This window comes from Desulfotomaculum defluvii, from assembly GCF_054657375.1.
Window position 1 is genome coordinate 850,883 of sequence record NZ_BAAHYV010000007.1, and the last position, 14,021, is coordinate 864,903.

Below are 14,021 nucleotides of genomic sequence, written 5' to 3' on the forward strand. Positions count from 1 at the left end.
ATTGGAATGATTTCCATATAAACATTTGCACTCCTGCAAATTTGTTTGAATTTAGGGATATTTGAAGGGGTTTTCACAGTTGATTTATAAATTTCAGATTAGGGGGGAGACTGCGCAAAATCATACCTGTTAATTATTATCTTTTTTGCTCTGTACTCCTTATCAGTTTCACTATTTCTAGTATTTTGTCTTTATCCTTAAATCCATTGACCTCAACGCCACTGCTAATATCTACACCAAAGGGCCTCACAGTTTTAATTGCCTGTAGGATATTGTTGCTGTTGAGACCACCGGCCAAAAAATAGGGTTTTTTAACTTCATCAACAATGTTCCAATCAAAGGTTTTCCCCGTTCCACCTGCCTGCTTTGCAGAATAGGTATCTAGCAAGAGATATTGACAAGTCAAAGTCTCTGCTGCCCTTATGTCTTCCCTGGAACGCACTCCAACAGCCTTGATAACAGGTTTTTCGATTTCCTGCTGCAGTTTTTCCATATATGTTACGTCTTCTTGGCCATGGAGTTGAACGATATCTATAATGCCTCTTAAACAAATATCGGCTATATTTGCAATATCCTCATTAACAAAAACGCCGACGGCCTGGATTTTTTTATCAAGGAGATTTTTAAGACCAATTGCATCCTGGGGTTTAATCCTGCGTTTACTGTCTGCAAATACAAAACCGACGAAGTCTGGCAGAGCTTCATTAACCGCCTCTATATCACATACTCTAGTCAGACCACAAATTTTAATTTTGGTCATGGGCCACACCCTTCGTACCCCTCAAACTTTCCATAACAGCAGCCTTATTTTCATTTTTCATAAAGGTCTCGCCAATTAGTACCGCATCCACATTGCTCTGGCGCAGTCTCTTAATATCCTCTGTTTTCTGGATACCGCTCTCAGATACTAGCAATAACTTCTCTGGCACAAGGTGTCGCAGAGAGATAGTAGTATTCAAGTCCACTTCAAAGGTCTCTAAATTGCGGTTGTTGATGCCAATAAGTCTGGCACCGGCCTTCACTGCAAGGTCGATTTCTTCTTCTGTATGGGTCTCCACCAGTGCAGAAAGTCCTAGACTGTCAGCTATCCTGATATACTCCCTTAGTGTGGTCAGGTTCAATAATTTACAAATTAGCAATACAGCATCGGCACCCAATATCTTTGCTTCGTAAATTTGATAACTGTCAATGATAAAATCCTTACGTAGAATTGGGATATTCACACAGGCCTTTATTTCACTTAGGTAGCTGTCCTTACCGAGAAAAAATTTAGGTTCGGTGAGAACAGAAATAGCACTGGCTCCGACTTTTTCATATTCCTGTGCAATTTGTAGATAAGGAAAAGACTCTGCAATAACACCCTTGGAAGGGGAAGCCCTTTTGACCTCACAGATGAAGGATATTTCTTCATTGGCCAATGCCTTTTCAAAGGCGAATGGTTGATCACATTTAACTTCCAGGGCTTCTTTTTTAATTTCAGCAAAGGATTTGGTATTTTTTAAGGTCTGTACTCTTTCTTTTGTATAAAGGGCAATTTGATCCAATATCATCATGCCACCTCATTGGAAAGGGTAATAAATTTTTCCAACTGGGCTTTGGCCTTGCCGTTGTCGATCATCTCCGCCGCTAATCTGACACATTCTCGCAGGGTTGTATGACTATGATACATATAGAGACACAATGCAGAATTCAATAAGACAATATCTCGTTTAGGCCCTCTCTGTCCATTTAGGATATCTAGAGCAATTTGAGCATTTTCCGCAGGATTGCCCCCAACCAGCTCCTCTGGTTGACACCTTTGGAAACCCAACTGCTCAGGATCAAGAAAGAAACTATTAAGCCTGCCTGCATTGACCTCGCAAACAGTGGTGGTGCTGCACAGAGTCACTTCGTCCAGGCCATCATGTCCATGTACCACCATAGCCCGCTTAACACCAAGGTTTAAAAGTACCCTAGCCAGTGGCTCAACTAAATTCTCATCATAAACACCCAACAATTGAGTATTGGCTCCAGCTGGGTTTGCCAGCGGGCCTAGAATATTAAAGAGCGTCCTGATACCCAGTTCACGCCTGACCGGGGCGGCATATTTCATTGATTGGTGGTAGGTTGGGGCAAACATAAAGCACAAATTGATTTTATTTAATATTTGTTCGCTTTGCGCTGCACTGATATCAATTTTGACACCAAGAGCTTCCAAAAGGTCAGCACTACCACAACTGCTTGAGACAGATCTGCCACCATGCTTAGCTACAGGCACACCTGCTGCAGATATTACCAAAGCACTTATTGTAGAAATATTAAAGGTATTTGCTTCATCTCCACCAGTCCCTACAATGTCCAGCAAATCCATGCCTGATTTGAGCCTTGCGCATTTTTCGCGCATGACCATAGCACAAGCTGTTATTTCATCAATACTTTCACCCTTCATTCGCATGGCAGTTAAAAATGAACCGATTTGTGCATGGGTGGCCTCTCCATTCATGATTTGCTCCATGACAGCCTTAGTTGTATTTAGATCCAGGTTTTGACCATTGGCTACTTGATAAATTGCATTCATTATCATACTCTTTTTCCTCCTAAGCCAAGAAAGTTGGCTATAATTGATTTCCCGTGAGGGGTCAATATAGATTCCGGGTGGAACTGCAGACCATAGATTTGATAATCCCGGTGTTTCACACCCATGACTTCGCCAGCTTGATCCTCGGCAATTACTAGAAGTTCATCTGGGATATCTGTTTTTTCTACAATAAGTGAGTGGTATCTTGCAGCTTCTATTAAGGGCGGTAGTCCTAGAAAAATTTCAGTGCTGTTGGCAATGTGAATAGTGCTTTTTTTACCATGCATTAATTTTTTGGCATGGGTTATTTTAGCACCAAAGGCTTCGCAGATTGCCTGATGGCCAAGACATACACCCAGGATAGGAATTTTTTCTTTGACCTTTAAAATAAGCTGTTCACACACTCCAGCATCGGCTGGGAACCCTGGTCCCGGCGAAATAACGATATGTGTCGGCTGCAGTGCTTCGATTTCCTCAATGCTCAGTTCATCATTGCGCAACACTGTAATAGCGTCGTTTATTTCCCCTATTAATTGATACAGGTTATAGGAAAAGCTGTCATAGTTGTCGATTAGTAAAACCATTAGTCTGTTACCTCCTGTGAAAGCTGCAAAGCTTCAATCATCGCCATTGCTTTATTTTCACACTCTATATATTCTTTTTCAGGTATACTGTCGGCAACAATCCCTGCTCCAGACTGAACATATAGGTTATCGTTCTTTTTTACAGCCATTCTGATGGCTATGCAAGTATCCATATTCCCAGAAAAATCAATATATCCAACAGCTCCGCCATAAATACCTCGGCGTACTGGCTCCAACTCATCTATTATTTCGCAGGCACGAATCTTTGGAGCCCCTGAGAGGGTCCCAGCCGGCAACACTGACATGATTGCGTCCATCGCATCTTTATCCTCCCTTATGTCACTGTTCACCACCGAAGCCAGGTGCATCACATGAGAAAAACGTAAGATTTTGAGATAATCACTTACTTTTACACTGCCGAATTTACTGACCCTGCCCAAGTCATTTCTCCCCAGATCAACGAGCATGTTGTGCTCACTGAGCTCCTTTTCATCCTGCAGCAATTCTTCCCCGATATACTTATCTTCTACTTCTGTTTTTCCTCTAGGTCTAGTCCCAGCGAGAGGAAAAGTCGCCAGTCTGCCATTTTGCAGCTTTACCAAAGTTTCTGGTGACGTCCCTGCCAACTCCACATCTTTGGTCTTGATGAAAAACAGATAGGGTGAAGGATTTGTGATCCTTAATACCCGATAAATGTCCATTAAACTACCTTCCATTTTAGCTGTAAAGCGCCTCGATAAAACTACTTGAAAAATATCGCCATTGACGATATACTCCTTGGCCTTTCTGACCATTGCCTCAAATTCATTTTTCGTTATATCTGATCGAATCTCAGATTTTAAAACAGCTTTGTTTTGTACCTCCGGAATGTTTTGCTTGATTAGCTGGATAAGGCTATCAATTTCGAACCGAGCTTTTCTATACCCTTCTTCCAAAGTTTCAGTTTTTACATTGACAATGATAATGATTTTTTGTTTTAAATGGTCATATACGATCACCTTATCAAAAAGCATCAGCTCCATATCATTAAAGTTATCAACGTCTCTGGTTTTGGGCTGTAGTCTCCCTTCGAAATATTTGATAAATTCATAAGCAAAATAACCCACGAATCCACCTGTAAAGGGGGGAAGAAAATCAAAATGAGGTGTTTTATATTGAGATAAAATTTCTCGAATCACCCCTGTGGGATTTTGTCCCTCAAGTTTGATGATTGTTCCATTATTAATTTCAATCCTATTGTCCTTACATGTTACCTGGATTACGGGATCAAAGCCTATAAAGGAGTATCTGCCCCATGCTACACCTCGCTCCACACTTTCCAGAAGATAATAACGCTGACTGATGCTATTAATTACTTTCAGTAACGCGATGGGTGTTTTAATATCGGCATAAATTTCTTTGCATACGGGTATTATCGTATAACCCTTGGCAAGCTTTTTGGCTTCACCCAGTGTTGGTCTTAACATCTGATTCACTCCTATCATAAAACAAAAAACACTCGTCCATTGACATTGTCAAGGACGAGTGCAGTTACACTCGCGGTACCACCTTGCTTTGCAGGTTCAAAACCTACACACTCATAGAATACTAACATATTCCTCACAAATAACGTCTGTGTTACGTCGCAGGATACTCCGGAAAAGCTCCGTTTCATTGCGCCCTCGGCGGTCCATTTGCTATACTGCGTTCTGCAGGGCTCTCAGCTTCCCCTGCTCTCTGTAAGTGCACTTTATAACGTTATCTCCGCTTCAACGGTTTTATGATACGTATTAATTTTTTTGATTTAAGATATCTTACTAATGAGCTTTCTTTCAAAGGTAATTCTGTGCTTTAAATCCTCCATAAGAGCGGAAAACTGCTGTAAATCTAATGACTGAGCGCCGTCACTTAGAGCTTCTGCAGGGTTATTATGGGTCTCGATCATCAGCCCATCTGCTCCAACGGCAATGGCAGATCTGGAGAGGGGAAGAACTAAATTACGAATTCCGGCTGCATGGCTCGGATCTACAACCACAGGTAAGTGGGATTTTTGCTTTAACAGCGGAACTGCTGATAGATCCAGAGTATTCCTTGTCATTGTTTCAAAGGTGCGGATACCTCTTTCACATAAGATAACCTGTGTGCTCCCTTCGGACATCAGATATTCTGCACTCATCAAAAATTCTTCAATGGTATTACATAAACCCCTTTTCAGCAAAACTGGTTTCTTGTATCTGCCAACCTCCTTAAGGAGATCAAAGTTTTGCATGTTTCGTGTACCAATCTGAATTACGTCTACTTCCTCAAATAGGGGCAACTGTGTTTGATTCATAATCTCTGTAACAATTGGCATTCCTGTTTCTTTCTTGGCTGATAGAAGAAATTTTATACCCAACTCATGCAGTCCTTGAAAGGAGTAAGGTGATGTGCGTGGCTTAAAGGCCCCTCCGCGCAATAATGTGGCACCACTTTTTTTGACCGATTTTGCAATTTTAATTATCTGTTCCTCACTCTCTACAGAACAGGGGCCAGAGATTACCTGAAAAAACCCTTCACCAATAGTTATATTCCCAACCTTAACAAGGGTGTCATCGGGATGAACTGTGCGATTAACTGCCTTATATGGTTCTGTTACACGTTTACCGTAATCAATTATTTCATTTGTTTGAACGACAAAATTAAGATCAAGTTTTGCTGTATTGCCAATTACACAGACCACAGTATGCTCAGTTCCTGAACTGATAAAAGTGGAAAAACCTTCTGATTCAATCTTTTGTATAAACTGATTTATCCTTTCCTGTGGCACATTCTGTTTTAATACAAAGATCATCTGATATCACCTCTTTCATTTATTTCGTCAGGGTCTCATTGAAATAAAATTTCAGTATTATTCAATAGACACTATAGATATAACCCTTTTCACTTAAGTTTTTTGGGGAAAATAAAAAAGCTTTTGCCCCAAAAGGGACAAAAGCTTAAGGCTTCTGCGATACCACCCTGATTGACGATTTAAAATCGCCCACTCATTTTACATACCATCATATGCACCCCACTGGTAACGGACGGGGTTCCCGTCAGCGTCTACTCCTGCAACTGCAGTTTCAAGCTGCCCTCACAAGTCCATTCAGAAAAATCTGTGCTGCTGCACTCTCACCACCGGCAGCTCTCTGGATACACCCAACTTTTCGTACTTCTCTTGCTCAAAGGTTTTACTTTTTTGATACTATAACTCGTTATAGCCAATCTGTCAATAGCTTTTTAAACTTAATCCTCCATACGCAGCCGATTTAACTCTTTTTTTACTCCAAAATATATCAATAATGCTATTACAATACTTATGCCAAGGTTAAAATAATTTTTGTCCAGTGTAACAAAGTTATAACTAAAGGAGGTTTCTAGTACTAAGGATGGAAACTTTCCTAAGATAGTTGCAATTATAAAGTTAGTGAATGAAATCGTAGTTATTGCTCCCAGAAGATTAATAAGACCAGAGGGAATAAAGGGGGCCATTCGTAAGACGGTGAGAAAATATATTTGCTTTATCCCTGATAACGAATTTACCGTTTTAGATATTTTCCATTGATCAGTGGAAAGCTTGGCAATGGATTTTACACCCCACCTATATAACAAAAAGGAAATAGCCGCTCCGCTAATTTCCCCTGCCCAGGATATCAGAAAACCCTCAAAGAGGCCAAAGACCAAGACGTTTGCTGCGGTTAAAAAAACAGAGGGTATGACTCCCGACAAGCTGATAGCTACGTTTATGAATATACTGATCAGGATAGCAGTGGCACCAGCCTCTTGAATAATTTGGGCCGCTACTCGTACATCTCTAGAACTGGCAGCTTTGATAATACTTTGAATCTCCTGGTACCAGAGGACAAAGAGGATAATAGCAAGTAGGAAAATTACTAACAATAGATATTTTTTCAGATATTTTTTCAAAAAATCCTCCTTCACCTTATATGCAACTAATAATTAATCTATTAATCAGATGTGACCAATCGTAATTCTAATTGAAATGCCTATTTGCAAACATGGGGAAAGACTTCTTCCTGCCTTTTTACTTTACCTTCTACTTTGCAAAACAAAGGATTCTAAAGCTTCATCCTTGTTGAACAGTTTCTTGTAGGAAAGGCCCACCAAGATCAAGCAGCCAATGGCTACGGCGGCAGCGATCATTAACATTACCACTACTTGATAACGTACAGCCTCCCTGGGGTCGGCACCCCCTAATATTTGTCCGGTCATCATCCCGGGTAAACTTACTAAACCAACCACCATTAAAGAGTTAATGGTGGGGGTCATGGCGGCCCGCAGGGCTTCACGGACACTGGGACGTATTGCCTCCCAGGGAGTTGCGCCAAAGGTAAGCATAGCTTCTATTTCAGCAGAACGGGATCTTGCTTCATTGTAAAGTCGATCCAGGGAGAGAGCAATGCCATTCATGGAATTACCAAGAATCATACCAAAAATGGGTATGGCAATTCTTGCAGAGTACCAGGGGTTCGGAGAAATAATCAGCGCTGTAACAATGGTCCCTACCAAGTATGTGCTGGCCAGCAAGGATATAAATGCTAAATATGCAGGGTAATTTGGCACGTTGGGAGTTCTTTTTACCGCAGCCCGGGAGGCAATGAAACACATCACTGTGATAATAGTAATGATCAGCCACAGGTTATTGATCTCAAAAATATAGGTTAAAGCATAACCTACCAGAGTCAACTGAACAAAGGTTCTTATGGTGCCCCAAATTAATGATTTAAACAGACCCAATTTAAGAAGTGAAGAGATACCCCCGGTTATTACGATTAAAATAACCGTAAAGGCCAGTTGGTAGTTAGATATCGGGATTGTAGAATTTTCCACACTACACGCCCCTTTCCAAGGGCTTAATATCAAGAAAAGTAATTTGATCAAGTTGTTGGTAGTCGTTATTATGTGATATTAAGAGAGCAGCATGATCAGAACCCTTCAACCAATCTGCTAGAACTTTATAAAGGGCTTGCCGGGCCTCATCATCAAGGGCAGCCGTGGGTTCATCTAAAAGTAAAACCGTCGGGTCTATAAGCAAGGATCTTATGAAAGCAAGCCTAGAGGCTTCACCGCCGGATAATGTCCGGGCATCTTGATGCCATAACTCTGGGCCTAAATGGAGTTTATCCATTAGTTCTTTGGCCCGGTTAATGTCTAGCAATTTTTGACCAGCAATTTTTGTTGCAAAGGGCATGGCAAGATTATCCGCCACTGTACCGTCAAAGATCGTTGCTTGTTGGGCCAGATAATGTATGTTTACCCGCCAAGCAGGGGGTGGTATATGAAGCCAACTTTTTCCTTGGAGGAAAGCCTCCCCTTCTTTTCCTGGCTGGAGTCTGGCTAAGATTCTGAGCAGTGTTGATTTACCTACACCCGAAGCTCCTCTGACGATTAAAGTTTCTCCTGCTTTTACGGCACCAGAAACAACAATGCGACGTGTCCCTTCATTTCCCAGAGTGTAGCTAATATCTTTAAATTCAAATAGCAATTAGTTTCCCCTCCAATGTCTCCCAGGCAACTTTCCATATGTTTTCAGTTCTTCAACCAATACAGTATACCTTCTTTGCCATATCGTATTATTTGCTCTGCTTCACTATGGACTTTAGATATTAGTTGTATTTATTAAGATTTGCCAAAAACCCCCTGGTTTAGCCAGGGGGTTCATTAGGGGTAAATATTGTTTAATCCTAGTTCATTTCCTCCCAATATCCTGTTATCAAAAAGACTACCTCTTCTCCTATATTGGTTGCATAGTCTGCAATACGTTCAAGATAGCGGCAAACGAGCAACAGGCTGGTTGCCTGTTCAATGCTAGTAGGATCTTTCTTCATAAACTCAATTAATTCTTCAAAAACCTCACGAAAATAATAGTCCACATCATCGTCATACCTACACATCTTTCTGGCCTTAGCTTCATCAGTGTGTACATAGGCATCTAGGCCGTCCTTGACCATGAGCTGAACCATTCTTGACATCTCATGTATTTTTACCAGAGGTTTAATGAGTTTTTGACCAGATAGTCTTAGTGTTACCTTGGCAATATCAACGGCAAAGTCTGCCATTCGTTCTAAACTCATAATTATTTTTAGCCCGGAAACAGCCAGCCTCAAATCTTTAGCGATGGGCTGTTGGGTGGCGATGATTTTAATAATGGTGTATTCTATATCGTTATATAATTCGTCAATAATATCATCTTTATCGATAACCTGTTGCGCTAAAATAGTATTTTGTTTGGCCAAGGACTCCACTGAATCATAGATAGCTCTTTCTACAAAACTAGCCATTCTAAGAATATGCTGTTGTAAATCTGTAAGTTGACGATCATAGGATTGTCTTGATGACATGTTCTACCCCCTAAAATTAACCGAAACGACCGGTAATATAATCTTCCGTACGTTTATCCCTAGGCATTGTAAAAATACTATCTGTATTGCCCGCTTCAACCAATTCACCGTTAAGAAAAAATGAGGTTGTATCGGATACACGAGCAGCCTGTTGCATGTTATGGGTTACTATAACTATTGTGTAGTGATTTTTTAGCTCCCGGATTAACTCCTCAACCTTGATCGTTGAAATGGGATCCAGAGCAGATGTTGGTTCATCCATTAGTAATACTTCGGGTTCCACTGCTAATAGTCTAGCAACACATAAACGCTGTTGTTGTCCCCCGGAGAGGCCCATTGCACTGCGGTTTAGGCGATCCTTAATCTCATCCCAGAGGGCTGCGGATTTAAGACTTTTTTCTACTATTTGGTCAAGCTTTTTCTTATCCTTTAAGCCGTGAATACGTGGTCCATAAGCAACATTATCATAAATTGTCATAGGAAAGGGGTTAGGGCGCTGGAAAACCATACCGACTCTTTTGCGCAAATGTACCACATCTTCCTCAGGTCGGTAAATATCTTGACCATCCAGCAAAATTTTTCCTTCTACCCGGACCCCTTCAATTAAATCATTCATACGGTTTAAAGTGCGCAGGAAGGTGGATTTTCCACAACCCGAGGGACCAATCAAAGCGGTGATTTGTTTTTGCTTGATTTCTAAATTAATATCTTTAAGTGCCTGCATATTTCCGTAAAATAGATTTAGGTTTTGAATATCAAATTTTGCTAGGGCCATGCCATCTCCTCTTTCTTATTTATTGACCGGTAAGTTTTTTGTGAATACTACGGCCTAGCCATCTGGCTGAAATATTGAAGAATAAAACAACTAAGATTAATACTGCTGCAGACCCATCGGCAACTCTTCGAACATCAGGAATTAAGCTTTCTGAATTTACCTTCCAAATGTGTACAGCCAGTGTTTCCGCCGGTCTGAAGGGATTCCAGGGGGAGGCGGGACTAGTGATATCCAACTGACTAAAGTTAAGGGGTGGACTGCTCATGCCAGCCGTGAAAAGCAGTGCCGCCGCCTCACCAAATACCCGCCCAGATGTGATAATGATACCTGTTAAGATACTCAAAAAGGCTGATGGCAGTACCACCTTCCAGATAGTTTGCCAGTGGGTGGCACCCAGGGCAAGACTCCCTTCCCGGAGCTCCATTGGCACATTGCGAATAGCTTCTTCTGAAATGCGGACCATCATTGGTAGGTTAATCACCGTCAGGGCTAGAGCCCCGGACATTAATGTATAACCCCAGCCAGTATAATTGACAAAGATTAAAAGTCCAAACAAACCCACAACAATGGATGGTAAGGATGTTAGGGTTTCAATACTTAACCGAATACCTTCAGTAATCTTTCCCGGTTTGGCAAATTCAGCAAGGTAAATACCAGCCAGTAAACCTATGGGAATAGTTATCAACATGGTTAAGAATAGTAGGTAGAAGGAGTTAAAGATTTGCGGCCCAATGCCGCCCCCTTCCTTCATGTTTTGAGGGGGGCTGGTGATAAAGGACCAATCAATTGCACCTGCTCCATGATACAGAATATAACCAATTAAGCCAGCAAGGATCAGCACCACAACACCTGCGCCAGCATAAAAGAAACCAGTGGCTATACGGTCGGCAGTCTGTGCTCTCAACAATTAGCACCCCTTTTCGAAATCCGTCTGATTAGAAGAATAAAGAAGAACGACATTAGTAATAAAATCATGGCCATGGACCAAAGAGTATTGTTCCAAAGGGAGCCAACCACGGTATACCCCATGTCCATGGTAATGCCGCTGGTTAGTGTAGTTACTTGATCCAATATCGATTCCGGGATTTGTTTAGTATTACCAATTACCATTTGCACTGCCAATGCTTCGCCAAAGGCCCTGGCCAAACCAAGAATTACTCCGGTAAATAATCCAGTTTTCGCCGCAGGCAACAGTACGAGTCTGATGGTTTGCCAGCGGGTGGATCCAAGGGCATAGGCTGCTTCCTTCAACTGAGGAGATAATGCTCTCAAGCTATCGACACTCATACTGACAATGGTGGGAATGACCATAACAGACAGCACCATGACCCCGGCCATTAAGCTAAAGCCCAACCCTCCAAAATATTCACGAATAAAAGGCACCAGCACACTCAGGCCGATATAGCCATAGACAACCGAAGGAATGCCTGACAAAAGTTCAATGGTGGGCTGTAAAATCCGTTGTCCCCAGCCGGGAGCTATTTCCACCATAAAGATGGCGGTAATAAAGCTTAGGGGTGCACTGATTAAAACAGCCAGTAAGGAGATGACAACGGAACCAAATATAAAGGTCAAGGCTCCTACCCTAGGTCCTCCATCCGCCACTGTTCTATCTGGTGCCCATTCCGTACTAAAGAGAAAATCCTTTAGGGATACACCGTTTACTAAAAAAGTAGACAATCCCTTTGAACTAATAAATATTACGATAGATAGGGTTAAGATAATCACCGTTAAAGCACACAAGAATGTTAGTCTACGTCCCCATTGATCCTTCCTTTTTTGATTTTTTTCTTTATTAGACAATAGCACAACAGTCTCTACTGCCGTTCTTCCCATATTTTAACCTCCAGTTAGATAAACTTGCTTGCACATTAATCATAGCTGTTGTATGTTAAGAAATTGTTAACTGATTGTAAAAAGCATGGGTATAGATTGTTAAGTTTTATTTAATTAATAAGTTAAGAAGAAAATCCGCACCACCCTATGTGATACGGAATTTTCTTCTGCATGCTATTCATATGCTATTTAGCAGCTTTCTCCACTTGCATATCTTTAACAGGAATATAACCAAGTTCTGGTACCAGTGTGCTTTGTACTTCATCAGATAACAGGTAGTCAAGGAAAGCCTTTACTGCACCTTCGGGAGCACCCTTTGTATACATATGTTCATAGGACCAAACATCATATTTACCAGAAGTAATATTTTCTTTAGTTGGTTCTACCCCATCCAGTTTTAGGGCTTTCATCTTATTATCAACATAGGACAGGGCTAGGTAACTGATTGCACCGGGAGTCTCGTTAACAATCTTCTTAACGGTACCAGATGAATCTTCCTCTAAACCTTGAACTTCTTCCTTACCATCTAAAGCATATTGTTTGAAAGAAGTACGGGTACCGGAACCCTTAGCACGGTTGATTACCACAATTTCTTGATCCTGACCACCAACTTCTTTCCAGTTGGTGGTTTTGCCAGTAAATATATCGATAAGTTGTTGTTTTGTTAAGTTATCCACGGTAATAGAAGGATTCACTACTGCAGCATAACCCACTACAGCTACTTTATGGTCGGTTAAGATACTGGCATCAATACCGTCTTTTTGCTCCGCAAAAATGTCCGAATTACCTATTTGTGCTGCACCACTGGCAACCTGAGCTAGACCCGTACCACTGCCGCCTCCTTGAACGGTTACTTGTGCTTTTGAATTTTTGTTCATGAACTGGTTAGCTGCTTGCTCTACCAGTGGTTGTAATGCTGTGGAACCCACTGCTATGACAGAACCACTTACCTCACTATTTCCGGTATCATTGATTTCGTTAGATGAATTAGTACAACCAGTGGCAACTACAAAAAGTGCAAGACAAATTACTAATACTAAAAATTTCTTGTACAAGATTCTCTTCCTCCCTAATATTTTTTTCTCATACCTAAGTTTTTTGTACAAGTAAATCATACTGGTTATTTGTTAAGGTTTAATTAATCTAATGTAAAAACAATGGTCAAAGATTGTTAATTTTAAGTTAACTAACTTAACCAAGCTTGGGTCAAGGGTGTGTTATTTCGTGGTATAATGCCATTTATAATGTTATTTATAGGAGGTCCTATTTGTGGTCAATGAGAGATTATCACAACAAATTAAGTTTATCGTAGAGATTGATAAGCTAAAACAAATCCTAAGACAGAGTGTAATCACTGGTAGTTTAAGAAATGAAAACGATGCCGAGCATTCCTGGCATCTGGCGGTGATGGCCATGTTTTTGTCTGAATATGCTGCTAAAGATATAGAAGTTTTAAAGGTGATTAAAATGGTTCTTGTCCATGATTTGGTGGAGATAGATGCCGGTGACACCTATTGCTATGATGAGAAGGGTTATTTAGACAAGGAGGAAAGGGAGCAAAGGGCTGCGGAGCGTATTTTCAATCTTTTGCCAGCGGATCAAGCCCAGGAGATTTACGATCTTTGGCAAGAATTCGAGCAAATGACTACCCCTGAAGCTTGCTTTGCAGCTTGCCTGGATCGGATTCAACCCTTTATTCTAAACTATCATACTAAGGGACATACCTGGCAAAGACCAGGTATCAACAGCACAAAGGTTTATAAACGTGCGGAAGTTATCAAGGAAAACTCACCAGTTCTGTGGGAATTTGTCCAAGAGCTAATTGAAGATTCCATAGCAAAGGGCTATTTGGTACGATAGAAAAAGGGTCAGGCTGAAATAAGCCTGACCACATATTAACTAGTATTAAA

At 41.1% G+C, this 14,021-nt stretch carries 15 protein-coding genes and 2 other annotated features; of the genes, 1 reads left to right on the top strand and 14 read right to left on the bottom strand.

Features of this window, described 5'->3' with window-relative positions:
* Positions 1 to 136 precede the first annotated feature (136 nt).
* From ACYQ03_RS11300 to ACYQ03_RS11365, 14 genes are all read right to left on the bottom strand, one after another.
* Entirely contained in the window at positions 137 to 760 is a 624-nt protein-coding gene (locus ACYQ03_RS11300) for a phosphoribosylanthranilate isomerase (RefSeq protein ID WP_459910043.1), read from the bottom strand.
* Complete coding sequence (trpC, locus tag ACYQ03_RS11305; RefSeq protein WP_459910803.1) at positions 747 to 1,550, bottom strand: indole-3-glycerol phosphate synthase TrpC; 804 nt, start codon at positions 1,548 to 1,550, stop codon at positions 747 to 749. The genes ACYQ03_RS11300 and trpC overlap by 14 nt, the downstream gene beginning before the upstream one ends.
* Positions 1,550 to 2,563 carry an anthranilate phosphoribosyltransferase gene (gene trpD, locus ACYQ03_RS11310; protein WP_459910044.1) on the bottom strand — a complete coding sequence of 338 codons (1,014 nt, stop codon included), beginning with the start codon at positions 2,561 to 2,563 and terminating at the stop codon, positions 1,550 to 1,552. The genes trpC and trpD overlap by 1 nt, the downstream gene beginning before the upstream one ends.
* A complete protein-coding gene (locus ACYQ03_RS11315; protein WP_459910045.1) occupies positions 2,560 to 3,141 on the bottom strand; it encodes an anthranilate synthase component II in 582 nt (193 codons plus the stop codon). Before ACYQ03_RS11315 ends, trpD begins: the two co-directional genes overlap by 4 nt.
* On the bottom strand, positions 3,141 to 4,607 hold the full coding sequence (gene trpE / locus ACYQ03_RS11320; RefSeq protein WP_459910046.1) for an anthranilate synthase component I: 1,467 nt from the start codon (positions 4,605 to 4,607) through the stop codon (positions 3,141 to 3,143). Before trpE ends, ACYQ03_RS11315 begins: the two co-directional genes overlap by 1 nt.
* A gap of 47 nt (positions 4,608 to 4,654) precedes the next feature.
* Positions 4,655 to 4,902, bottom strand: a binding site (T-box leader).
* A 22-nt stretch (positions 4,903 to 4,924) separates the two neighbouring features.
* Positions 4,925 to 5,950 carry a 3-deoxy-7-phosphoheptulonate synthase gene (gene aroF / locus ACYQ03_RS11325; RefSeq protein WP_459910047.1) on the bottom strand — a complete coding sequence of 342 codons (1,026 nt, stop codon included), beginning with the start codon at positions 5,948 to 5,950 and terminating at the stop codon, positions 4,925 to 4,927.
* Positions 5,951 to 6,080: 130 nt separating this feature from the next.
* Positions 6,081 to 6,333 (bottom strand) — a binding site (T-box leader).
* A gap of 51 nt (positions 6,334 to 6,384) precedes the next feature.
* Entirely contained in the window at positions 6,385 to 7,065 is a 681-nt protein-coding gene (locus ACYQ03_RS11330) for a TVP38/TMEM64 family protein (RefSeq protein WP_459910048.1), read from the bottom strand.
* Positions 7,066 to 7,188: 123 nt separating this feature from the next.
* A complete protein-coding gene (locus ACYQ03_RS11335) occupies positions 7,189 to 7,989 on the bottom strand; it encodes an ABC transporter permease (protein ID WP_459910049.1) in 801 nt (266 codons plus the stop codon).
* A gap of 1 nt (position 7,990) precedes the next feature.
* Complete coding sequence (locus ACYQ03_RS11340) at positions 7,991 to 8,644, bottom strand: ABC transporter ATP-binding protein (protein WP_459910050.1); 654 nt, start codon at positions 8,642 to 8,644, stop codon at positions 7,991 to 7,993.
* A gap of 199 nt (positions 8,645 to 8,843) precedes the next feature.
* Complete coding sequence (phoU, locus tag ACYQ03_RS11345) at positions 8,844 to 9,500, bottom strand: phosphate signaling complex protein PhoU (protein WP_459910051.1); 657 nt, start codon at positions 9,498 to 9,500, stop codon at positions 8,844 to 8,846.
* A gap of 16 nt (positions 9,501 to 9,516) precedes the next feature.
* Positions 9,517 to 10,275, bottom strand: coding sequence for a phosphate ABC transporter ATP-binding protein PstB (pstB, locus tag ACYQ03_RS11350; protein ID WP_459910052.1), 759 nt, complete (start codon positions 10,273 to 10,275; stop codon positions 9,517 to 9,519).
* A 19-nt stretch (positions 10,276 to 10,294) separates the two neighbouring features.
* Complete coding sequence (gene pstA, locus ACYQ03_RS11355; RefSeq protein ID WP_459910053.1) at positions 10,295 to 11,179, bottom strand: phosphate ABC transporter permease PstA; 885 nt, start codon at positions 11,177 to 11,179, stop codon at positions 10,295 to 10,297.
* Complete coding sequence (gene pstC, locus ACYQ03_RS11360) at positions 11,176 to 12,111, bottom strand: phosphate ABC transporter permease subunit PstC (protein WP_459910054.1); 936 nt, start codon at positions 12,109 to 12,111, stop codon at positions 11,176 to 11,178. The genes pstA and pstC overlap by 4 nt, the downstream gene beginning before the upstream one ends.
* A 185-nt stretch (positions 12,112 to 12,296) precedes the next feature.
* The gene (locus tag ACYQ03_RS11365) at positions 12,297 to 13,166 is read right to left on the bottom strand and encodes a phosphate ABC transporter substrate-binding protein (protein ID WP_459910055.1); all 870 of its coding nucleotides are present in this window, start codon (positions 13,164 to 13,166) and stop codon (positions 12,297 to 12,299) included.
* 214 nt (positions 13,167 to 13,380) lie between these two features.
* Between ACYQ03_RS11365 and ACYQ03_RS11370 the strand changes: the two genes are divergently transcribed.
* The gene (locus ACYQ03_RS11370; protein ID WP_459910056.1) at positions 13,381 to 13,971 is read left to right on the top strand and encodes an HD domain-containing protein; all 591 of its coding nucleotides are present in this window, start codon (positions 13,381 to 13,383) and stop codon (positions 13,969 to 13,971) included.
* Positions 13,972 to 14,021 lie beyond the last annotated feature (50 nt).